Origin of the sequence: Microbacterium yannicii PS01 (assembly GCF_000304335.1) — a bacterium.
In the GTDB taxonomy this organism is placed as follows: Bacteria; Actinomycetota; Actinomycetes; order Actinomycetales; family Microbacteriaceae; genus Microbacterium; species Microbacterium yannicii_A.
The window spans coordinates 21,588-43,962 of record NZ_CAJF01000009.1; the positions used below are offsets into that span (position 1 = coordinate 21,588).

Annotated in this window: 21 protein-coding genes and 1 pseudogene; 15 read left to right on the forward strand and 7 right to left on the reverse strand. The window is 69.9% G+C overall.

The features are described 5' to 3' along the window. The first annotated feature begins 7 nt into the window (after window positions 1–7). The 10 genes and pseudogenes from WYM_RS19540 (at window position 8) to WYM_RS06885 (ending at window position 10,747) form a co-directional block, all read left to right on the forward strand. Window positions 8–1,131: pseudogene (locus tag WYM_RS19540) on the forward strand (DegT/DnrJ/EryC1/StrS family aminotransferase). Then, window positions 1,128–1,760 (forward strand): NeuD/PglB/VioB family sugar acetyltransferase, encoded by a 633-nt coding sequence (locus WYM_RS06845; RefSeq protein ID WP_019180083.1) that lies wholly within the window; start codon window positions 1,128–1,130, stop codon window positions 1,758–1,760. The pseudogene WYM_RS19540 and the gene WYM_RS06845 overlap by 4 nt, the downstream one beginning before the upstream one ends. After that, window positions 1,757–2,713 (forward strand): glycosyltransferase family 2 protein, encoded by a 957-nt coding sequence (locus WYM_RS19545; RefSeq protein ID WP_019180084.1) that lies wholly within the window; start codon window positions 1,757–1,759, stop codon window positions 2,711–2,713. Before WYM_RS06845 ends, WYM_RS19545 begins: the two co-directional genes overlap by 4 nt. Beyond that, window positions 2,710–3,825: a DegT/DnrJ/EryC1/StrS family aminotransferase gene (locus WYM_RS06855; protein ID WP_026059624.1), complete on the forward strand. Its 1,116-nt coding sequence runs from the start codon at window positions 2,710–2,712 to the stop codon at window positions 3,823–3,825. Before WYM_RS19545 ends, WYM_RS06855 begins: the two co-directional genes overlap by 4 nt. Beyond that, window positions 3,822–5,336: a lipopolysaccharide biosynthesis protein gene (locus WYM_RS06860; RefSeq protein ID WP_019180086.1), complete on the forward strand. Its 1,515-nt coding sequence runs from the start codon at window positions 3,822–3,824 to the stop codon at window positions 5,334–5,336. Before WYM_RS06855 ends, WYM_RS06860 begins: the two co-directional genes overlap by 4 nt. Further along, a complete protein-coding gene (locus WYM_RS19550; RefSeq protein WP_157524952.1) occupies window positions 5,333–6,682 on the forward strand; it encodes a glycosyltransferase family 1 protein in 1,350 nt (449 codons plus the stop codon). Before WYM_RS06860 ends, WYM_RS19550 begins: the two co-directional genes overlap by 4 nt. Further along, window positions 6,669–7,382, forward strand: coding sequence for a hypothetical protein (locus WYM_RS06870; RefSeq protein ID WP_019180088.1), 714 nt, complete (start codon window positions 6,669–6,671; stop codon window positions 7,380–7,382). The genes WYM_RS19550 and WYM_RS06870 overlap by 14 nt, the downstream gene beginning before the upstream one ends. Beyond that, window positions 7,379–8,287 carry a hypothetical protein gene (locus WYM_RS06875; RefSeq protein WP_019180089.1) on the forward strand — a complete coding sequence of 303 codons (909 nt, stop codon included), beginning with the start codon at window positions 7,379–7,381 and terminating at the stop codon, window positions 8,285–8,287. Before WYM_RS06870 ends, WYM_RS06875 begins: the two co-directional genes overlap by 4 nt. Beyond that, window positions 8,284–9,684, forward strand: coding sequence for an O-antigen ligase family protein (locus WYM_RS21695; protein WP_019180090.1), 1,401 nt, complete (start codon window positions 8,284–8,286; stop codon window positions 9,682–9,684). The genes WYM_RS06875 and WYM_RS21695 overlap by 4 nt, the downstream gene beginning before the upstream one ends. A gap of 25 nt (window positions 9,685–9,709) precedes the next feature. Beyond that, window positions 9,710–10,747, forward strand: coding sequence for a glycosyltransferase family 2 protein (locus WYM_RS06885; protein ID WP_237739335.1), 1,038 nt, complete (start codon window positions 9,710–9,712; stop codon window positions 10,745–10,747). Here the strand turns inward: WYM_RS06885 and WYM_RS19560 are convergent, their stop codons facing one another. Continuing rightward, window positions 10,748–11,701, reverse strand: a complete 954-nt coding sequence (locus WYM_RS19560; protein ID WP_019180092.1) for a glycosyltransferase family 2 protein — start codon at window positions 11,699–11,701, stop codon at window positions 10,748–10,750. A 48-nt stretch (window positions 11,702–11,749) separates the two neighbouring features. On the opposite strand from WYM_RS19560, the gene WYM_RS21050 reads away from it, so the two are divergent. After that, a complete protein-coding gene (locus WYM_RS21050; RefSeq protein ID WP_019180093.1) occupies window positions 11,750–12,181 on the forward strand; it encodes a VanZ family protein in 432 nt (143 codons plus the stop codon). Here WYM_RS21050 and WYM_RS06900 read toward each other — a convergent pair. From WYM_RS06900 to WYM_RS06925, 6 genes are all read right to left on the reverse strand, one after another. Continuing rightward, complete coding sequence (locus tag WYM_RS06900; protein ID WP_019180094.1) at window positions 12,129–13,160, reverse strand: TolB family protein; 1,032 nt, start codon at window positions 13,158–13,160, stop codon at window positions 12,129–12,131. The genes WYM_RS21050 and WYM_RS06900 overlap by 53 nt on opposite strands. Further along, complete coding sequence (locus WYM_RS06905) at window positions 13,157–14,443, reverse strand: MFS transporter (RefSeq protein ID WP_019180095.1); 1,287 nt, start codon at window positions 14,441–14,443, stop codon at window positions 13,157–13,159. Before WYM_RS06905 ends, WYM_RS06900 begins: the two co-directional genes overlap by 4 nt. 2 nt (window positions 14,444–14,445) lie before the next feature. Beyond that, a complete protein-coding gene (locus WYM_RS06910; protein ID WP_019180096.1) occupies window positions 14,446–15,102 on the reverse strand; it encodes a hypothetical protein in 657 nt (218 codons plus the stop codon). Between the two features lie 28 nt (window positions 15,103–15,130). Next, window positions 15,131–15,964: a WecB/TagA/CpsF family glycosyltransferase gene (locus tag WYM_RS19570; RefSeq protein WP_019180097.1), complete on the reverse strand. Its 834-nt coding sequence runs from the start codon at window positions 15,962–15,964 to the stop codon at window positions 15,131–15,133. Between the two features lie 63 nt (window positions 15,965–16,027). Then, the gene (locus WYM_RS06920; protein WP_083866173.1) at window positions 16,028–17,551 is read right to left on the reverse strand and encodes a sugar transferase; all 1,524 of its coding nucleotides are present in this window, start codon (window positions 17,549–17,551) and stop codon (window positions 16,028–16,030) included. Window positions 17,552–17,855: 304 nt separating this feature from the next. Next, a complete protein-coding gene (locus WYM_RS06925; protein WP_019180099.1) occupies window positions 17,856–18,962 on the reverse strand; it encodes a polysaccharide deacetylase family protein in 1,107 nt (368 codons plus the stop codon). Between the two features lie 187 nt (window positions 18,963–19,149). On the opposite strand from WYM_RS06925, the gene WYM_RS06930 reads away from it, so the two are divergent. From WYM_RS06930 to WYM_RS06945, 4 genes are all read left to right on the forward strand, one after another. Further along, entirely contained in the window at window positions 19,150–19,527 is a 378-nt protein-coding gene (locus WYM_RS06930; RefSeq protein WP_019180100.1) for a hypothetical protein, read from the forward strand. Between the two features lie 56 nt (window positions 19,528–19,583). Continuing rightward, window positions 19,584–20,117 carry a glycine cleavage system protein R gene (locus WYM_RS06935; protein ID WP_019180101.1) on the forward strand — a complete coding sequence of 178 codons (534 nt, stop codon included), beginning with the start codon at window positions 19,584–19,586 and terminating at the stop codon, window positions 20,115–20,117. 125 nt (window positions 20,118–20,242) lie between these two features. Further along, the gene (locus tag WYM_RS06940) at window positions 20,243–21,622 is read left to right on the forward strand and encodes a potassium transporter TrkG (protein WP_019180102.1); all 1,380 of its coding nucleotides are present in this window, start codon (window positions 20,243–20,245) and stop codon (window positions 21,620–21,622) included. Continuing rightward, window positions 21,615–22,316, forward strand: coding sequence for a potassium channel family protein (locus WYM_RS06945; RefSeq protein WP_019180103.1), 702 nt, complete (start codon window positions 21,615–21,617; stop codon window positions 22,314–22,316). Before WYM_RS06940 ends, WYM_RS06945 begins: the two co-directional genes overlap by 8 nt. The last annotated feature ends 59 nt before the right edge of the window (window positions 22,317–22,375 follow it).

Consider the following 22,375-nt stretch of genomic DNA (forward strand, 5'->3'; position numbering starts at 1 on the left):
CAACGTCATGACGCCCTGGCTCGGTCGCGCCGAGGCGGATGCCGTCGCCGAGGTCATCGCGAGCGGCTGGGTCGCTCAGGGCCCGCGTGTCGCGCGATTCGAAGAGGAGTTCGCGAGGGCGTTCCAGGCGCGGCATGCCGTGGCCACGACGAGCTGCACCACCGCCCTTCATCTCGCGCTCGTCGTGGCGGGGTCGGCCCGGGCGACGACGTCGTGGTCCCGTCGCTGTCGTTCATCGCCACGACCAACGCGGTGCGCTATGTCGGAGCGCACCCGGTCTTCGCCGATGTCGACCCCATCTCGGGCAACGTCGACCGGCACACGGTCAGGGCGGCGCTGACGGGCCGGACGCGCGCGGTGATCGTCGTCGATCAGGGCGGCGTGCCGGTGGACCTCGACGGCGTGCGGTCGGTGACGGATCCGCTCGGGGTCGTGGTGATCGAGGACGCGGCGTGCGCCGCGGGCTCGACCTATCGTGGCCGCCCGGTCGGAGCGGGCGCCGAGATCGCCACGTGGTCCTTCCATCCGCGGAAGCTCCTGACGACCGGCGAGGGCGGGATGATCACCACCACCCGCCTGCCGTGGGCGGTACGCGCCAAGCATCTGCGCGAGCACGCGATGAGCGTCTCGGCGGCCGACCGGCACGCCTCGGTGCTGCCGCCCGCGGAGTCCTACGACGAGGTCGGCTTCAACTTCCGCATGACCGATCTGCAGGCCGCGGTCGGCCTCGTGCAGCTCGGCCGGCTCGGCGAGATCGTCGCCAGACGCCGCGCCATCGCAGCCCGCTATCACGCGGCCATCGCACCGATACCGGGTCTGCGTGCGGTCGTCGATCCCGAGTTCGGGACGAGCAACTTCCAGTCGTTCTGGGTGGAGGTCAGCGAGGAGTACCCGATCGACCGCGACGACCTGCTCGAAGCGCTCGCCGCCGCCGGCATCTCGGCCCGTCGCGGCATCATGGCCGCCCACCGTCAGGCCCCGTACCGAGACCTCACTCCGCAAGCAGGACTTCCCGCGACCGAGCGGCTGACCGACCGGACTCTGATCCTCCCGGTGTTCCATCAGCTGACCGACGCCGACCAGGACCGCGTCATCGCGGTCCTGCACTCGCCGGACGGAGCTCTTCGATGACCTCCGGTGTACTGCTCATCGGCGCCAGCGGACTGGCGCGCGAGGTCCTCGCGGCCGGCATCCGCGGCGTTGCCGGGATCCTCGATGACGACGAGGCCCTGCACGGAACCGAGATAGACGGAGTCCGCGTCCTCGGCTCTGTCGCGGATGCCGCGAACCGGGAGGAGTCGCTGCTCGCGTGCGTCGGGTCCGGCGCCGGCCGCCGAACCATCGTCGACCGGCTCCGCCAAGCCGGTGTCGACGAGAGTCGCTATGCCACCTTCGCCGCCGACTCGGCACGCATCGGCCGTTCCAGCGATGTCGGCTCGGGAAGCATCCTTCTGGAGGGCGTCGTTGTGACGGCGCACGCGTCGGTGGGGCACCACGTCGTCGTGATGCCGAACTGCACGATCACCCACGACGACGAGATCGGCGACTTCGCCACCCTGGCCGCCGGAGTCTCGCTCGGCGGGACGGTGCGGATCGGTGAGGCCGCCTACGTGGGGATGAACGCCTGCGTGCGGGAGGGGCTCTCGGTAGGCGCAGACGCCACGATCGGGATGGGGGCGGTCGTGCTCGCCGACGTGCCGAATGCCCAGACCTGGGCGGGCGTCCCCGCTGCTCCTCTTCGGGGAGGTGGGCTCCGATGAAGCGCATCGCCCTTCCCCGACCGCCGCGCGGCCGTCCCACGCTCACCGTCGTCATCCCGTGCTACAACTACGGGCACTTCCTTCCGGCGGCGGTGCAGAGCATCCTGTCGCAGGATGACGTCGATGCACGCGTGCTCATCGTGGACGATGCCTCGCCGGACGGATCAGGCGACGTCGCGGAGGCCCTGAGCGAGCGCGATCGGCGTGTCCGCGTCATCCGTCATGCCAGGAACGCGGGGCACATCCGCACGTACAACGACGGATTGCGCACCGTCGACACCGAATTCGTCTCGCTGGTGTCGGCGGACGACATCGTCGCTCCCGGCTCGCTCGGACGGGCCGTCGCGCTGATGCAGCGGCATCCCGCCGTCGGTCTGGTGTACGGCTCCATCGCGACGTTCGCCGAAGACTCCGAGCCGTTGCCGCGGAAGCAGCGGCCCTACCACCTCTGGCGCATCTGGGGCGGCGACGAGTGGATCGCCCGGGTGGCGGCCGAGGGCTGGAACCCCATCGCCTCCCCGGAAGCGGTGATCCGCACGAGTGCGATGTCGCAGGTCGGGTTCTACAACCCCGCCCTGCCGCACTCCGGCGACCTCGAGTACTGGCTCCGGATCGCGTCGCGCTGGGACGTGGGCCAGATCCACGGACCCATACAGGCGTACTACCGGGTGCACGACAGCAACATGCACACGAGCACCTTCGGCTCGAGAGAGGCGGACCTGCGCGAGCGGCTGGCGGCCTTCCGTGTCCTGGAGGACCCGCGCATCGCCGCGGCGCTGCCGACGGCGCCGCAGCGTCTCGACGAGGCGCTCGCCACCGTCGACGCCCAGCTCGCCGAGCTCATCGACGACAGGCGCCGGATGCAGGCCGAGGACTCGTCGTCGCTCCGTGAGCTCCGGCACGCCCTCGTCTCGGCTCGTGACGGCGACCACGCGAAAGGGCGGGCATCATGACGACACAGCATGTGCCGATGCTCGACCTCGATTACCAGCACCACGAGGTCGCGGCCGAGGTCATGGCGGGCTTCGAGCGCGTGCTGGCCGCGCACTCGTACATCCAGGGTCCCGAGGTGAACGCGTTCGAGCGGGCATATGCCGACTACCTCGGCGCGGCACACGTGTGCGGCGTGGGCAACGGCACGGACGCGCTCGAGCTCGCGCTGCAGGCGCTCGGGATCGGACCCGGCGACGACGTCCTGCTTCCGGCGAACACGTTCGTGGCGACGGCGGAGGCCGTCGTCCGGGTCGGCGCCCTGCCGCGGCTGGTCGACTGCGACGACGACCACCTCATCGACCTCGCGCAGATCGAGCGCGCGATGACGCCGGCGACCCGGGCGATCATCGTGGTGCATCTGTACGGCCGCGCCGTCGATGTCGCCGCCGTGCGCGCGATCGCAGGGGACGATGTCGCCATCGTGGAGGATGCCGCGCAGAGCCAGGGCGCCCGGCTGCGGGGCCGGGCGACGGGAACTCTCGGCGATGTCGCCGCCACCAGCTTCTACCCGGGGAAGAACCTCGGCGCATACGGGGACGCGGGTGCCGTGATCACCGATTCGGATGTGATCGCCGGCGAGGTCATGGCGCTGCGCAATCACGGCGGAACCCTCCGATACCAGCACGACATGATCGGCCGGAACTCGCGCCTGGACGGCCTGCAGGCGGTGGTCCTCGCTGCGAAGCTCGCGCACCTGGACGCGTGGAACGAGCAACGCCGGGCCATCGCCGACAGGTATCGCGCGGCCCTGGCCGCGGACGAGCGCGTGGTCGTGCCCGGCCCGGCCGACCCGGGTGCCCACGTGTACCACCAGTTCGTCGTTCAGATCGAGGACCGCGAGAGGATCTTCGCGGACATGACCGCCGCCGGCATCGGCGTCGGCATCCACTATCCGACCCCCCTTCACCTGCTTACCGCCTTCGCGGGCGCCGAGCTCGGCCGGGCGGGCGACTTCCCGCGGGCGGAGCGTCAGGCCCGCCGCATCCTCTCCCTGCCGATCTATCCCGGGCTGACCGAGACCATGCAGGACCTCGTCGTCGACGAGCTGCACCGCACGCTGGAGTCACGATGACGACGCCGGATGACGCGGATGTCGCGGAGCTGACCGTCGTGGGCGGCGCTCCGCTCGGCTCGAGGGCGGCCTCCGGTGTCGCCTGGCTGACGGTGCAGAACTGGGTCGCGAAGCTCGGCGGCTTCGTCACCGTCGTGATCCTCGCGCGCCTGCTCACCCCTGCCGACTTCGGTCTCGTCGCCGTCGCGATGACCGTGGTCTCGTTCGTGTACCTCATCGCCGATCTCGGCTTCGGCACCTATCTGATCCAGGCGCGCGAGATGACGGCCCGGCTCGCGAGCACGGCCTTCTGGTACTCGTCTCTCTCGGGTATCGCGCTCGCGGTGGTCATGGTGCTCGCCGCTCCGGCGATCGAAGACCTCTTCGGGGTCGACGGCGTGACCCCGGTCGTCCAGGGGCTCGCGCCGGCCGTCGTCTTCGTCAGCCTGGGCGCCGTCCCCATCGCCGTCCTGCGGCGTGGCCTGCGATTCCGGGCCCTCGCGGTGCAGTCCGCCTCGGCGGCGGTCGCCGGACAGATCGTGGCGGTCGGGCTCGCGATCGGCGGCGCCGGAGTGTGGGCGCTCGTGGTCCAGGTCATCGTGAGCCAGCTGGTCGTCGTGATCGCCGCGTGGCTGACGTCGCGGTGGCGCCCGTCGCGCCTGTTCGCGTGGAGCGACTTCGTCCTCATGTTCGGGTTCGGCTCGAAGGTGGTGAGCATCAACTTCGTCGCCGCCGCTCGCCTCGGCGCTGAGAACGCCATCATCTCCAACGTGCTGGGCGCGGCCGCGCTGGGCCAGATGAGCATCGCGCAACGGCTCGTCCAGACGACGCAGGAGATGACCGGTTCGGCGCTCGCTCCGGTCTCGACGGTGGTCTTCGCACAGGTGCGCGAGGACGCCGCGCGTCTGCGTCGCGGCTACGACCGCGCCCTTTCCCTGGCATACGTGGTGATCGCTCCGGCGCTCACGGTGATCGTCGTCGCCGCCCCGGTGCTTGTGCCCTTCCTCTTCGGCGACCAGTGGGGCGACGCGGTCGGAGTGGCGTCCGCGCTCGCGGTCGCGGCGATCTTCACCATCACCGCCGCACTCGATCACGGATTGTTCCTGGGCGCCGGCCGGCCCGGGCGATGGCTGGCCTATGCCGTGGTGATCGACGCGCTGACCCTGGTCACCACCGCGGTGCTCGCCGCCCACGGGATCGTCGCCATCGCGCTCGGTTTCGTCGCCGTGGCGATCCTCGCCACCGTGGTGCGGTTCGTCCTGGTCTCGCGCCTGCTGCAGGCATCCATCTGGTCCGTCGCCCGACGAACCGTGGCGGCAGTGCTGTCGATGGGGGCGTCGGCGCTCGCCGGGTGGGGCATTCTGCAGCTCGCCGGCGGCTGGCCGCCGGTTGTGGCGCTGACCGCCGTCGGACTGGTCGTGCTGGCCGTGCATCTGACGGTGTGCCGATGGGTGCTTCCCGGCGGCACACGTGACCTCGTGCGTGAGTTGCGCGCACGGTTGCCTCGGCGCGGGGCGGAAGGACGACGATGATGCGATCGACGCGGTCCGCCTGGCGGCGGCTGACGAACAAGCCGCCCCGTCATCTCCTGCAGACCATGGCGTACAAGCTGTGGGAGCGCAGCGGTGCGCGAGGGCTGGAGTTCCCGCTGGACGATGCCGACGTCTGGGACTCCCTGAAACCGCTGACTCCTCCGACGCTCCGAGAACGCCTCGGTCGGTCGGCGCGCATCGGCTGGATCGTGGTTCCTCCCGTCGTGGGTTCAGGCGGCCACACCACGCTGTTCCGCATGGTGGCCGCCGCCTCCCGGGCGGGGTTGAGCAGCACACTCCTCTATTACGACCGCTATCACGGCGACTTCACGACGAACGTCGATCGCCTGCGGCAGGGCTGGCCGTGGCTGGACTGCGAGGTGGCTGACGCCAAGACGGCCGTTCTAGAGGACTTCGACGTCCTTGTCGCGTCGGCGTGGTCGACCGCTCACTTCCTGGCGTCGGCGACGTCCGGCATCCCCGTCCGTCGCCTCTACCTGATCCAGGACTACGAACCGGATTTCTATCCGAAGGGGTCGCTGCACGCGCTCGCCGAGGACTCCTACCGCTTCGGTCTCACGAACATCTCGTTGGGCCCGATGATCAGCGCACGACTCCTGGACGAGGTCGATGCCGATTCCCGCGAGATCGTGTACGGGACGGACCGAACGGCGTACTCCGCTGACCGGCCGGCCTCGGCGCGGCGCGGCATCGCGTTCTTCGCCCGAACGGGGCCTGATCGCCGGGGGTACCGCCTCGGCGTGCTCGCATTGCGGGAGTTCCAGCGTCGACGCCCCGACGTGCCGATCCATGCCTATGGCGATCACGTCCGCGAGCCCGAGCTCCGAGTCACGAATCACGGGAGCCTCACTCCGGCCGGACTGAACCGGCTCTACAACGAGGTGAACGCGGGCCTCGTCCTCTCGTTCACGAACGTGTCGCTCGTCCCGGCTGAACTGGCCGCCGCGGGCGCCGTGCCGGTGCTCAATGACTTCGCCGGGGCGCGCGCGGTCTTCGACAACCCCTACGCCGCGTGGGCGCGGGCCACACCCGCCGCTCTGGCAGCGGCGCTCGTGTCTGCCGTCGAGGGCGCGGACGACGAGCGCATCGCGGGCCTCTCGGGGTGGCCGACCGCGTCATGGGACGACACCGCCGACGAGCTGGTGCGCATCATCCTCGAGCCGATCAGTTCCGACCAGGCACGCGAGGGCTCGCTTCCCGGCGGCGGGCGACAGGCCCGCACCGGACACAGGGCGGTGGTCGCGCGCCGTGCGAGCACGGAGCGGGTCACCGGCGACGCGGGGCAATGGGACGAGATCGGGAGGCGATCCCATGGACCTTCGTGATCTCGCGGGAATCCTCCTGCGTCGCTGGTACGTCGTCGTCGTCGCGCTCGCCGCCGCAGCAGCCGCCTTCCTGGCCCTGCTGTCGGACGGTGGCGTCTACGCCTCCAAGCCGGTGGTGGCCTTCATGCTCCCCGGCGCCCAGTCGACCGATCCCGACAACGGGGTGAACCTGGACGCGCTGATCCTGTTCGCCACCACGGTCGCGGAGACGGTCAACAACGGGCGTCCCGTCGCTCGCTACGCGGCCGAGGACGCGCCTGCTTATGGCGCGGGCGACACCGAGCAGATCAGGGTCGCGGTGCCGAGCGTCGGCGGCCAGTGGAGCACGGCCTTCGCTCGCGCCGAAGTCGCCATCTCCATCGTGGGCCCGACGGAAGAGTGGGTGAAGGCCCGGCAGCAGGAGCTGATCGACGCCGTGTTCGACGCCGCCGACGGCCAGCAGGGCCTGCGCAGCGTGCCGGAGGATCAGCGGATCGAGGCGTTGCTGCTCCCGCTGTCGATGAACATCGAGTACGTGGCCAGCACGAGGTGGCAGCAGATCGTGGCCGCAGCGGCTCTCGGCGTAGCCGCCGTCATCGTCGGGGGCTGGCTCGCGCTGCTGCTCGACCGCGCCGTGAAGAGTCGCCGCGAACGCGGCCGCAGCCGGACGGGAAGCGGCGATGGCCGAGCCGTTCCCGCAGAACCGATGGGGGTCCGATGAATCTCGCCGACACAATCCGCGTCCTGGTGCGACGCTGGTACCTGACGCTGCCCGTCCTCATCCTGGCGTTCGCCGGCGGAATCGGGGCATTCCTCGTCGTCGAGCCGACGTACGAACGGACCGCGAAGCTGTTGATGCTGCCCGACACGGCCAGCATCCCCGCCGAGGCGAATCCCTACCTCTACCTCTCGGGATTGAGCCCCGTCGCGGACGTCCTCACTCGGGCATCGGGGTCGCAGCAGTTCCTCGACGAGGTGACCGAGGGCGTTCCGGGCGGCGCGGTGTCGATCACGCGTGACTTCGAGACGGCGAGCCCCGTCATCGTGATCACCGCGTCGGCGCTCGCGGACGAGGCCGCGGCTCTGATGGTCGACGAGACGATCGACCACGTCACCGACACGCTCGAGGACCTGCAGACCGCGGAGGGGATCGCCGACGGGCGCCGCCTCAGCATTCAGACGCTCACCGTCGACACGGCGGGAACAGTGGTCCAGCGCACCCGGCTGCTCGCTACCGGGCTCGCCGTGGCCGCGGGACTCCTGCTGGCGATCGTGCTGCCCGCCCTCGTCGAGGGTCTCACGAGAAGGCGGCGCCGCATGCGCGCCGCATCGTCGCCGGACGCCGAGTACGCGCACTCGACGCCGACCGCCGATGGCACCGCCGATCTGCCGCCCGACGACGTGGACGAGCGCTTGCCCTCGGCCCCGGGCCCCGGGAAGCCCAAGGTCGACGTCCCGGGTCCGCAGGAGCCGGCGCCGAAGGAGACGTCGTTCGTGGATATGGCATCCGACGCTACCGCCGACCCGCCGGAACCGGCTCGCACTCCGGCTGAGGAGCGGGGTAGTGCCCGCACCCCGCGGCGGCCCCGAAGCCCGCGCGGTGTCGCCGTAAAGGGGAGGCGGTGAGCGTCGCGCGGCCGGAGTACTCGCCGCTGTCGATGACGGCATCGAGCACCGCCGGCAGGCGGAAGGGCATGACGGCCCTGACCGGGCTGACGATCTATCTCGTGCTGCTCTGCGGCATCCCGTCGAACATGACGATCTCCGCGCTGGGTTCGGTGGGGCGACCCGCCGTACTGTGGGGGCTGATCCTGGCGCTCTGGTGGGTCATCCACCGTCTGCACGCACCGCGGCTGGCGAGTTCCTCGCCCTCGCAGCCGGTGCGCGTCGCGTACGCAGCGATCGTCGTCGTCGTGCTCGTCGGCTTCGCCGCGGCACTCCTGCGTGGCCAGCCCGCCGACCAGGTGACCTCGGCGACCGGAGCCGTTCTGCGACTGGCCTCGTGGGGAGGCGTCCTCCTGGTCGCCATGGACGGCATCACGACGATGCGGGACCTCCGCCGGCTGATCGATCGCATCGTCCTCCTCGCGACGATCGTGGCAATCCTCGGTCTGGTGCAGACCTTCTCCGGGCAGACGCTGGTGGACCAGCTCGCGATCCCGGGCTTCGAGCTCACGGAGGAGGGCGGAGTCCAGTCCCGTGGCGCCTTCGTGCGGGCCACCGGCACGGCGACACATCCGCTGGAGTTCGCCATGCTGCTCACGTGCGCGCTGCCCCTGGCCCTGACCTCGGCGACGGCGCGATCCGGCGACGTGTCCCGGCGTGCGTGGCCCACGTGGAGCGCCGTGGTGATCCTCGGTGTCACGCTCCTGGTCTCCGCCTCCCGCTCGGCGATCCTCGGGTTCGCCCTCGTGCTCCTGGCGACCCTGCCCGCCCTGCATGGGCGGCTGCGTGGGATGCTGATCGCCGGCAGCGCCGTGGCCGTCGCCGTGATCGCGGTTGTGCGTCCGGGAATGCTCGGCACCATGCTTTCGGCGTTCACGGGCGTGGATTCCGATTCCAGCGCGCAGTCCAGAAGCGACGCACTCGAGCGCGCACCCGAGTTCCTCTCGGTATCGCCGTGGTACGGATCCGGGTTCGGCACCTTCTTGTCGCGGTACTACATCTTCGACAACCAGTGGGTGCTGACCACCGTCGAGCTCGGCGTGCTGGGGCTTCTCGCATTCGCGGGACTCATCTGCGCGGCGATGTGGAGCGCGTGGCACGCGCGTCGGCTGTCGGCCATGAACGACGTGCGCGTGCTGGGGCAGGGGCTGCTGGCCGCATGTCTCGGCGGCGCCGTCGCGCTCATCGGGTTCGATGGTCTCTCCTTCCCGATCTCGGCCGGTGTCCTCTTCCTCGTCATGGGCACGACCGCCTCCCTGCGCGCGATCGCGCACGGCGACAGGTGGATGGCCGACGTCCGGCGCGCGGGCGTTGACGACGTCGTGGATGGCCATGATCGACCGGTCGCGGCCGGATGACCGGCTGAGCAGCGAGGAGACCGGGATGCGCTACGACGTCGTGATCGCCACGAGGAATCGCGCCGATTCATTGGCACGGTGCATCGACTGCATCGAATCCCAGACCGTGCTTCCAGAGCGGGTGATCATCGTCGACGCCAGTGACGAAGCCGAACAGGTCGCGGCGATTGCACTGCTCGATCGCACCGCCGCGGTCGAGTGGATCTGGATCGACTCGGCGGTGCGGAGTCTTCCTCATCAGAGGAACCTCGGGTTGGCACGCGTGGTTTCCGAGGTGGTGCTCATGCCGGACGACGACTCGCTGCTGTTCCCGGAGGCCGCCGCCGAGCTTCTCGCCGCCTACGCGCTCGACGAGGACGACCGTCTCGGAGGCGTGAGCGCCACCGGCGTCGCCACCTCACCGCTCGAAGGCGACACCACCCAGATCTCCCGGGGGTCGCGCTGGCTCGCTCGCCTGCTCCCGCTGCGCAACCGCGTCGAGCGCATCGTCGTGCCGCGTCCGTTCGAGATGCATCCTCGCTCACTGTGGAAGCGGCGTCCCCTTCCGTCATGGGTGGATGGGCACACGTACGCGCCCGTCGAGACGATCGGCGGTTATCTGCTGAGCCTGCGCGCGGACCTCGCACGGGAGGCGCAGTTCGACGAAGCGCTCGGCTACGGGGTCGGGTACGCGCTGCATGAAGACATGGAGATGAGTCTCCGGCTGCAGAACGACGGCTACCTGCTGGTGGCGGCGCATCGCGCGCACACCTTCCATGACGTTCATCCCGGGAAGCGGGCGAAGGGCTTCGCCTACGGGTTCTGCTGGATCGCCAACTACGTGTACGCCAGTGCCCGCACCATTCCTCGCGACACTCGCGCCTGGCGCCGGCTGCCCCGCTTCCTGCGTTACAAGATGCTGCTCTACCGCCTGCGTGCGGGCGTCCGTCGCGACGCATACAGCCGCGAGGTGTCTCGCGGCGCTCAGGTGGCCTGGGCGCACCGCAGCGAATTGATCGATGCGCTTCCGGGCGATCTGAGCACCGCGTATGAGCGGCTGTGCGATCGCTGGCTGGAGACGTGATCAGCTCGGCGCGGCCTGCGCCGAGGGCAGTTCCCGCCACCGCGTCTCGTCGCGGAGCATCGCCGCCGCGAGGCGGTGCGCCTCCGAGCGCGCTGAGCGCAGCGCGGCACCGAGCAGGGCCGCCCAGCGGTACGCCCCCGCCCGTCTGGGGGCATGCTTACGCATGTAGCGAAGCCGATTCACCTGCAGAAGCGCGTCGAGCTGGGGCGACGAGCCGGAGGCTCCCTGACTGTGCTGCACCGTCGCACCCGGCTCGTACCAGACGTCGAAACCGGCGTCCCGTATTCGTCGGCAGTAATCCGTCTCCTCCGAGTACAGGAAGAACCGCTCATCCCACTCGCCGACAAGCTCGGCGGCATCGCTCGAGATGAGGAGCGCGGCCCCGGTCGCCCAGTCGGTGCGGCGCGGCGAGTCGTACGCGGTGGGGTTGCGCACCCATTCCGAGAGCATCCGCGGGCGACGACGCCAGATCGGCCCCAGCGCGGCATCCGCGACCGCGCGGACGACTCCGGGTTCGTTGTGCAGCGACATCGCGAGAGCGCCGTCCTCGCCGACGATCCGCGGCGCGATCGCGCCGGCCCCCGGGTTCGCGGCGAGCGCGTCGAGCATGGCGCGGACGGATCCGCGCGCGACGCGCAGGTCGGGGTTGAGCACCAGCTGAGCGCGAGCGGTGCCCACGCGGGCGGCAGCGACGTTGATGCCGCCCGCGTAGCCGAGGTTGCCGCCGGTCTCGACGACGGTGATGTCGGGGTGCGCTCGCAGCCGAGCCAGGGTGTCGTCCGACGAGGAGTTGTCGGCCACGACCACGCGCAGCGCGGCGTCCGACCCCTCGTGGCGCAGGCTGTCGATGAGGCCGTCGATCTCGCCGGCGCTGTTGAACGTCACGATGATCACCACGACGTCGGCCCGCCCCTCGTCGACCACGAACCGCCTCAGCGGAGCCGGAGCGTTCATGCCGCACCCGCCCTGCGGCTCGAGCGACTTCCGTGCCACAGTGGTCCGGTGGGCAGCGTGTCGCCGCGACGGCCGTGGGTGGTGTGGGCGCTGGTCGCGTACGGGATCATCGCGATCGCGCTGCTTCTGTCGCCGATCGGCCCGGGCGAGATCGTCGACGCCGCCACGCGGTGGATCCGTACGGGATGGGGGTGGACGCAGTTCCGGCAGGGATGGATCGAGGCGCCGGCGAACGTGCTCCTCTTCGTCCCACTCGGACTGCTCCTCACGCTGCTCTTCCGGCGACCCTGGGTGGGCGTCGTCCTCGCGGTGACGCTGTCGGTCGCCGTCGAGGTCGTCCAGACGGTGCTGCCCGGCCGGATCGCGAGTCCGCGCGACGTTCTCGCGAACCTGATCGGTGCGGTGATCGGTGCGGTGATCGGGGTGATCATCCTGCGCCGCCGGTCTCGACCACGGAGGGCGACCACGCATGCGGGATGAGCAGCCGCGGCTCACCTGAACCGTCGGCATCGAGTGCCCAGACGTCGTAGTCGCCGGCTCGGCCCTGTCGCGGCATCCCGTAGAGGATGGTGCCGTCATCGAGCCATTCGATCTGGTCGTCGACGTTGCGCGCCTCGGGCAGCACGCGGACCTCGCCGGTGGCGAGGTCGATGATCGCCGGCGCCCAGTGCGCCATCGCTCCCGCGCCCGAGGTCTTCGACTTGAACGCGATGCGGGTGCCGTCGGGTGAGAGGGCGGGGCACTCGACGTCCGGTGCGATCGCCGTGAGCGTCCGCGCCGCTATGTCGCCTTCGACGAGGTAGGTCTGGCCGCTGAGGGTGAGGCCGGCCGTCGCGTAGAAGGTATTGCCGCCCGCGAACGTGACGCCCCAGAAGTTGCGGTCGACGGGTACGGCGGGCTCGCCGTCGACGGTGAGCGCCCACTCCTCGAGGCTGCCGAGGTCACCGCCGTCCTGCGTGCGTATCCGGGTCTCGGTCGAGAACCCGACCCCGCCGTACGAATGACCTGTCACGAACGCGGTCGTCGCCATGCGCTCACCGTTGTCCGAGATGCGCGTACGGCTCGGGATGCCGGACAACGACCATTCTTCCAGCGCCACCTGCTCGTCCGAATAGAGGGTCGCAGAGTAAGCCGGGACGATGCCCCGCTCCGTGCGCAGGCAGACGAACGTCTCATCGGCGGCATCGACGCGATCGCACGCCACGCCCGCGACCGCGCGCGGACCGTCCGGAGCGGACGTGGGCACGCTGGCCACATGTCCGTAGTCCGCGCCACTGGCGGTGTTGCGGAACACAATCCGCGCCCCGCTCGCCCACTCCGCGGAGTCGCGCGTCGCGGCGCCCGGTTGGGCCGCAACGGCCTGATGCTGCGCCCATGCCGAGACGCCGATCAGGGCGGTCGTGCCGAGGGCCACGACGGCGACTCCCGCCACGATCAGCCACTTCGCGCGGTCGTTCACGTCAGTTCCTCATTGCTGAGCGTGGGCGCCCGCGAGAGCAGCGGCCGCAGCACCACCGCAGCCGCCGGAACCGCGAGGACGAGTGCCGCCGCCACGACCAGCATCGCCGGCTCGCGTCCGATCGCATACCAGAGCACCCCGAACGCCGTCGCCGAGATCAGGCGGGTGACGGCGACGACGGTCTGTGCGGCCGCGATCCCCGTGCCGTGGGTGTCGGCGGTGGTGACCTGTGCGGCCAGAGCGGCGAGGACGCCGTCGGTGGCGGCGTAGAAGGCGCCGAGGAAGATCAGGCACAGCACCGTCGCGGCGATGTCGGCGACCGGGAGGGTCGCCATCACGTACGCCGCGAGGAGCGCGAGGTGACCCCACACGTACACGCGGGCACGGCCGACGCGATCCGAGAGCCGTCCGAGCGGGATCGCGAGTGCGAGGAAGACGAGGTTGGTCCCGACATACATGAGGGGGAACCACTGGGCTCCGAACTCGCTGCGCGAGTAGAGCACCAGATAGACGAATCCGTCGCCGATGGTCAGAAGGCCGAGGATGCCGGCCGCCGCGAGCACGCGTCGCATGGGGCCCGCCGTGACGGTCTTCCAGTCGAACCGCCGTCGGGGCGCTGCGGATCCGGTTCGCGAGCGGGCGCGCCGGCGCACGTCAGGCACGACGAGGCCGAGGATGACGACGCCGATGAGCGCGAACGCGAGCGATGCGACGAAGACGATCCGGTAGCCGTCGGGGACGAGCAGGAGAATCACGAACGCGAGGAGTGGCCCCACTGCGGCGCCGATGTTGTCGAGCATGCGGTGCACCCCGAACGAGGTGCCCAGGTTCTCTGCGGTGGAGCTGGCGGTGATGAGGGCGTCGCGCGGGGCCGTGCGGATCCCCTTGCCGATTCGGTCGGCCGTGACGACGGCGACCACTGCGGAGAATCCTGTCGCGAACAGCAGGCCGACGCGCGCAGCCGCGGCGAGCGCATAGCCCGAGAACGCGACCCACTTGGGCCGATCGGTCCGGTCCGAGACGTACCCGCTCCCGATCCGCACGACGGCGCTGACGCCTTGATGCAGCCCGTCCAGGAAGCCGAATGCGATCGTCGAGAGCCCCAGGACGCCGGTGATGTAGAGCGGCAGGATGGCGGCGACAGACTCCGACGAGATGTCGGTGAGCAGCGACACCACCCCGAGGACCACGACGGTCGATGAGACGGTGCGGATGCCGCGGCGCCGGGGCGCGGCATCCGTCCCCTTCGCCGAAGGCGGCGTGTTCGACAACGAGATGTACACCGTCAGCCCGTCCGGAAGACGCCGTAGATCATGTAGACGGTGCCGGTCCCCGATACCGGCGAGAACGCGAGCGACAACGAGGTGAATCCGTCGGCGAAGGTCATCGAGGAATCACCGGCGGATGCCGTCTCGGCGAGGCCGAGCTCCGCCCAGGGCTCCCGGAAGGCGGCGTTCACCTCTTCGGCCGTCGCGGTGGTGCGTGCCACCAGGGTGACCTGCATCGTGCCGCCGTCGACCGCGATCGAGGAGCTCAGCACGTCGGACGAGGGCGAGGGGCCCGCGATCTCGTCCGGATATCCCGGCACCAGGGATCCGTCCGCGCTTGCGGACTCCGGCAGCGGAGGAGCGACCAGCGGGGTCGGATTCGACACCGGCGGCAACCCGCCCGAGCCAGGCGCCGCACCGCCCGGTTCGGGCTCCTGCACCTCGCTGCCCGTTGCCGGTGTGGCACCAGGGACGGGTCCCTGTGTCACAGGCGCGGACGCGGACGGAGCGGGCGCGGCCGCGGTGTTGCGATCGGCGCTCGACGCCGCGAACAGCCACAGCGAAACCGCGATACCGGCGACGGCCAGCACGATCACGACGAGAACGACCGCTCGCATGGCCGGGGTCAGCCGTCGTCTTGTCGTGTGCTCGGACGCCACACCCTGTTCGATCATCGCCCCACCCTCCTCGGCCTCGTTCACATCACGCGGCGTGTGAGCGTCGCACGGCTGCGTAGGCGGGCGGGCCCTCGACGAGGTACCGCCGGGCGAGCCGACCCGGATCGTGGGCCAGCCGCCACGTCCACTCCAGGCCGGCGTGCGACACCCACGCCGGCGCACGCGAGTCGTGCCCGGCCAGGAAGTTCGCGACGGCGCCGAAGGCGAGCATCACCCCCGCTCCGGTCTGGTCGCCGTAGAGGTCGATCCAGTCCTCCTGCCGGGGCTTGCCCAAGCACACCAGCAGGATGTCGATCTCGGCGTGCCTGATCTCGCCCGCGAGATCGCGACACGCCAGCGGGGACGCGAGCTGGGTGCGCTCGGGCATCCAGTGTCCGGCCAGCTCCAATCCCGGCCATTCACTGGCGAACCGGGCGCGAAGCGGAGCGTCGATGTCTTCGAAACCGCCGATCACGCCCAGCCGCTGATGGCGCTGCGCCGCCTCGTCGAGGATCGGGTCGATGAGATCGCTTCCCGACAGCTTCGGATGCGGTGCGCCGGTCATACGCGTCGCCTGGTGCTCGATCGGTGTGCCGTCGATGAGCGCGAGCCACTCCACGCGACCGCTCGGCATGACGGGACCGAGGCCGTGCGCGCGACGACGGGAGACGCCGAAGTGGTGGATGTGATCGAGGTTGACGGAGGCCACCCCGAGCGGCCGATCGCTGTCGTGCATCGCGGCGGCGGCGATCACCTCCAGCGCCTCCGCGCCGGTGGGCAGGTGCGTGACGACGCCGTCGACGCTGATCGACGGGATGCCGTCGGTCAATCCGGGTAGGGGTGTCTTCTCCTCGGCGACGAGGTTCGTGGTGTCGACCATCGTTGGTCCTTTCCTGCGGATCGCGGGCTGTCTGGTGCGAAGGGTCGCGCTCGGGTGGGTGGCTCAGTACGCTCCCTTCGGCGTGACCATGACCTTGGCGGTGCGCCAGATGATCATGAGATCCGTCGTCAGCGACCAGTTCTCGACGTAGCGGAGATCCAGGCGCACGCTCTCGTCCCACGAGAGATCGCTGCGTCCGCTGACCTGCCACAGGCCCGTGATCCCGGGCTTGATGTACAGACGACGAAAGACCGTGCCGTCGTATCCGGTGACTTCACCCGGCAGTGGTGGCCGCGGGCCCACGACGCTCATGTCGCCGCGCAGCACATTCAGGAACTGGGGGAGCTCATCGAGCGAGAACCGGCGTAGCACGGCGCCGACACGGGTCACGCGAGGGTCCTGTCGCAGCTTGAAGAGCGGCCCGGCGCCCTCGTTGATCGACAGGAGCGCCGCAAGCTGGACTTCGGCATCGACCCTCATGGTGCGGAACTTGAACATCGCGAACGGCCGCCCGTCCCTGCCGACGCGTACCTGCCGGAAGAACACCGGCCCAGGCGAGTCGAGCTTCGTGGCCAGCGCGATCAGTGGCGTGATCAGCAGGATCGGGATGAGTGCCAGCGCGGCGAATGCGATGTCGAAAGCCCGCTTGAAGGCGTGTACGCCGCCCTCGAATTCGGGGATCTTCACCTGGATGAGGGGGAGGCCGTCGAGAGGGCGGAGCGTGATGCGCGGGCCGGCGACATCCGTGAGCCGGTTGCAGAGCACCAGTTCGGCCGCGGTGCCTTCGAGCTCCCACGCGAGGCGCCGCACGAAGTCGCGGTCCTCTTCCGGCGTGCTGGCCACGATGATCGTGTCGGCCCCGGACTGGCGTGCGTGAAGCGCGGTCGAGCCGATCGACCCGATGACCGGGTAGGACCGGCCGTGCACGAGGATCGAGTCTCGCTCCTCCTCCACGGTCGTGGCACCGATGACGCGATACCCGTGGTGCGGGTCGCTGACGAGGTTCGAGATCACGTACTCGATGTCTTCGCGAGAGCCGGCGACGATGGCGTGCGACACGCAGACTCCTCGGCCCCGCTCGCGGATCAGCCATCTGCGCCATTGCCAGCGGGAGCCGATCAGGATCACGACCCCGATCGGCAGCGTGACGACGAGCTGCAGCCGAAGTCCCGGCAGCTGGAAGACGAGGAAGACGATCGAGAGAAGGCCGAACGCCAGACCCGCCGCGTGGGCGACCCGTGAGTACTCGGCGGCGCCCGATCCCAGGATTCCCGGTTCCCGCGAGCGGCTGAGCCAGAGCAGGATCATCCAGGAGCCGGCGACGAGTGCGGCGACGCGGGCGCTCTCGCCGATGGAGGCGGCACCCGAGGATCCGCCCAGTTCGATGAGCGCCGTGATGGCCGCCATCCCCGACACGACGAGCGCATCGGTGAGGGCGAGTCGTCGCCGGTAGCGACGCTCCCAGAGATGCCTTCGCACAAGCGAAGGCTGCACTCGCGGCGCGACGGCCGCGGGCAGAACATCCGGCCGTGGACGCGGTGCCGCCGGGCGATGAAGGAAACTTCGGGTCTTTCCTTCAACGCCCATTGACGGCGCCGCGCCGGTCACGGTCGGGTTCAGGCCGCGGACCACCGCACGCACGACAGTGCGTCCTTAGTAGCCATATCTTTCCCCACGAAGACATGCGTGCACGACAGACGTCGTCGTCCACAGTGTCCCCAGAACGCCGGTCCGATCAGTTTCGGGTTGATCGGGTCGCGGAACCCCCAGGTTCCTGGCGCTTTGCCAATCTACTCCCGCATCCGCCGGAAGGGAAGATTATTGTTGCAACGGCCTTGACGTGCTTCCGTCTCTGCCGATAAAGTCCGCGGTCGCCGGCGTCGCGGGCTGCTCAGCCGATGAGCCCGATCAGCGAGTCGAGGCCCATGCCGTAGTTGATGCGGATCGTGGGCAGCGCCAGCTTGTCGGTGCCGATGGTCACGTAGCCCGGTTCGATCGTGCGGGCCATCTCCCACCCGGCTTGCCGCAGGCCCTCTTTCGCGCTGTCGTTGTAGTGGCCGAAAGGGTAGGCCATGATCTCCTTCGCCCCGAGCACCGCGGCGGACGCCTCCATGTCGGCGACGATCTCGGGCACCGACCAGTTCACGATCCGGCCGTCGCCGTTGTCGCCGGGATCGTGCATGTCATGCGTGTGCGACCGCTGAAGGACGTAGGGCGACGGGCTCGGAGCGTCTCGCCAGCGCGTGATCACGAAGGATGTAGTCAAGACCTTGTGCTTGTCCACGACGGGAACTCCCATGTCGAGCCACGTCTGGTGCGCGTCGTCGTCGGTGACGATCACGGAGTGAGTGGGCAGGAACAGTCGCCCGTCGATGAACGCCGAAAGTTCATCCCACGTCGGCAGGTAGAAGCCGGTCGTGGCGATGTGGTTCATGTGCGCGTCGAAGTCGCCGATGTACGCGTAGTTGCCACGCAGCCAGCCGGGCTCGCCCTGCGGGTTGGCGGTGAACTGGTGGTACATGAGGATCGGGATGCGCGCGTCTTCGGCGGCGTTCTGCTCGGGGCTGACCCACGCGCCGTGCAGCGTCATGCGCCGGTCGGTGCAGGAGACCGCCTCCGACCCGTTCACGCGCCCCGGGATCGCGAGGGCGGTCGCGTCCTCGGGCGTCGCGTACCACCCCGCGAAGATCAGACCGTCGCGGGCGGGGATCGGCAGGCCGGCATAGAGTGCGCCCTGCGTCTGCAGCATCGGGGCGTCGGCGACGCCGTCGCCGGTGAAGCTCACGGCGCACGCCGCCGGGTCGTCGGTCGACGCGAGCAGCTGCTCCTCGGGCGTCAGTGGAGTCGGCGTCGGGGTGGGCGTGCCGGAGGGTGTGCCGGCCGCGGTGGGCGCGGCATCCGTCCCCCGCTGAGAGAGCGCGAACGCCGTGACGGTGCCGCCGACCGCGAGCAGCGCGACGACTCCGATCGCCACGACGAGCGCGCGTCGGCGGCGCACGCGTCTGGACGGTCGGCCGGCTCTCGTCGTGCTGCCTGAAGCGGCCATGATTCCCCACACGGTCAGGACCGGCGCACCCCCATGCGTCCGGTCGTTCACCGGATGATATCGGGATGCCGCGCGCCCGCCGCCGCACCGCGCTCGGGTCGTGGATAACCGGGGTCCGCCACGGCTAGGCTCGGTTCTCGTGCTGCCCGCAGACTGGATCGAACACCGTCGCGCCGACGGCGAGGTCGTCGGATGGATTGTGCCCGACGGCGAGGGGTTCCGCGTCCACGACCTGCTCGGCCGCGAACGGACGCCCGGGAGCGGCAACCGCGCCGCCGAGCCGCTCGAATGGCTGGCGGCCGAAGAGCTGCTCGAAGAGCTCGGCATCGGCTACCTCGCCGACCGGTGGACGCTCCGGCTTCCGGACGGGTCTGAGCGCCCGGTGCGCATCTCCGAGGCGAGCCCCCGCGGGATCACCGTGGTCGCCGACGAGTTCGGCGCCGCGTCCGCCGTCGGCGGCGTGCTCGAGCGGTTCCGGCTGACGTTTCCGGTCAGCGACGAGCTCTCCCCGCGCTGACGCGCGCGGGCTCCGGTCACTCCCGCGCCGCCTCGCTCGTGGGTACTGTGGCTCGCATGACCACCCTCGTGCTCACCGTCGTCGGAGACGACCGTGCCGGACTCGTCGCCACGATCGCCGACATCGTCGGAGCCCACGACGGCAACTGGGAGAACAGCCAGCTCGCCGAGCTTGCGGGAGCGTTCGCAGGGATCATCGAGGTATCGGTGCCGGCCGAGCGGTCCGACGACCTGCGCGCGGCGCTGTCGGTGCTCGAGGGTCTGTTGAAGGTCACCGTGCACCCGGGTTCACCCGACGCCGATCGCCCGGCGGGCGAGACCGCGGGCACGGCGACGCGCCCGCTCGCGCTGCAGGTCATCGGCAACGACCATCCCGGCATCGTCCGCGAGATCACCGCGGTGCTGCGCGCCCACGATGTGAGCATCGAGCGTATGAGCACGCAGACCCGCGAAGCCGCTATGTTCGGCGGCCGCCTGTTCGAGGCGACCGTCGTGGCACGGGTTCCGGCATCCGTCGATCTCACCGGTCTGACGGCCGAGCTGGAGCGGCTCGCCGCCGAGATCCAGGTCGACGTCACGCTCGGCGCCTGAGGGGCGAGGGAGCGCCGCCGTTCGCTCGGCGCACCCGCGAGGGAGAGTCACGGTTCGCTCTGATCGGCCGTATGGATCTCGTGAGGATCGCCGTTCCGTGAGGACCGTGCGACTACGGTTTCGGGGTGAGCATCCGAGGTCTGGGCGTCTCGCCGGCCCAACGGGGCGGGCGCCTTCGGAGACTGCGACTTCATCCGGCCCAGGCGGTCGCGACCGGTTTCGCGATCGCGATCCTGGTGGGAACGGCGCTCCTCATGCTGCCGTTCGCCAAGACCGGACCCGGCGGCGCGTCCTTCGTCGAGGCCCTCTTCACGGCCACGAGCGCGGTGTGTGTGACCGGGCTCGTCGTCGTCGACACCCCCGTGTACTGGACGGGGTTCGGGCAGACCGTGATCCTCGTCCTGATCCAGCTCGGCGGCCTGGGCATCATGATCTTCGCCTCGATGATCGGGCTGATCCTCGCCCGGAAGCTGTCGGTCCGCTCCCGGCTGAACGCCGCCGCCGAGGCCAAGGCACTGGGCTTGGACGACGTTCGCGGCCTCGTACGAGGAATCGTGCTGATCTCGCTGGCAGTGGAGGCTGTCGTCGCCCTGCTGCTCTTCCTCCGGTTCCTCCTCGGCTACGGATACACCGTCGGTGAAGCCGCCTGGCACGCCGTGTTCCACGCCGTCTCGTCGTTCAACAACGCCGGCTTCGCGCTCTACAGCGACAGCCTCATACCGTTCGTGGCCGACCCGTTCGTGTGCCTGCCGATCGCCGCCGCCATCATCCTGGGTGGTCTCGGGTTTCCGGTCATCATGCAGCTGCGCAAGGAGTTCCGTCGGCCGCTTCACTGGTCGATGAACACCAAGCTGGTGCTGTGGGGGACTGTCGTACTCCTGGTCGGGGGGTCGGTGTTCATCACCGCGCTCGAGTGGAACAACCCGGCGACGCTCGGCAGCCTGGATCCCTGGGTGCGGATCCTCGCGGGATTCTTCCAATCCGTGCAGACCCGGACCGCCGGATTCAACTCGGTCGACATCGCCGGGATGCACGATGAGACGTGGCTGGGGATGGACATCCTGATGTTCATCGGAGGTGGGCCGGCCGGCACGGCCGGCGGGATCAAGGTCACGACGTTCGCGGTGCTGTTCTTCATCATGGTCACCGAGCTGCGCGGCGAGGGTGCGGTGAACATCTTCGGCAAGCGGCTCTCGCGAGCCGTTCATCGGCAGGCGATCACCGTCGTGCTCATCGCCGTCGGGGCTGTGACCGTCGGCACCGGAGCCCTCATGCTGCTCAGCGGCGAGGGTCTCGACCGCGCGTTGTTCGAAACGGTCTCGGCCTTCGGGACCGTCGGCATGTCGACCGGCATCACGGCCGACCTTCCCGTCCCGGCGCAGCTCGTGCTCATCGTCATGATGTTCCTCGGGCGGCTCGGACCGCTCACGCTCGGCTCCGCCATCGCCCTGCGGGAGCGGCGCACCCTGTACGAACTCCCGAAGGAGAGGCCCGCAATTGGCTAGATTCCCCCACTTCGGCACGCCCGACCGTGCTCGGCGCGTCGCCGAGGCCGACTCCGTCGCCGTGATCGGCCTCGGCCGCTTCGGAAGCGCGCTCGCCCTCGAACTGATGGCAGGCGGCACGGAGGTGCTCGGAATCGACCTCGACGAGGACCTGGTGCAGTCCCTCAACGGCGAACTCACGCAGGTCGTACGAGCCGATGCCACCAAGCAGGAGGTGCTCCGGCAGCTGGCCGTCGACGAGTTCGATCGCGTCGTCGTGGCGATCGGGGGCGACATCTCGGCGTCGATCCTCACCTGTTCGGTGCTGCTCAGCATGGGAATCCCGGCCATCTGGGCGAAGGCCGTCGACGATCAGCACGGGCTCATCCTCGAGCAGCTCGGCGTGCACAAGGTGATCTACCCCGAGAAGGACATGGGCCGCCGCGTCGCGCACCTGGTCCGCGGCGCCGCCCTCGACTTCATCGAGATCGCGCCCGGCTACGCCATGGTGAAGGCGCCGGCTCCGTCGGCCATCCAGGACCGTCCGCTCGGCGAGACCGGCCTGCGGAAGGCCCACGGGGTGACGGTCGCCGCGTTCCAGCACGGTGAGGACGCGTGGGACAACGCCGACACCTCGACCACGCTCCGTGCCGGAGACACGATCCTGGTGGTCGGCAAGACGCGGGATGCCGAGGCGTTCGCGCAACTGCTCTGACCGTCGCCGCGCACCCGGAGTAGTCGATTGTCAGTCACATCCTGCTGGATCACTTGACC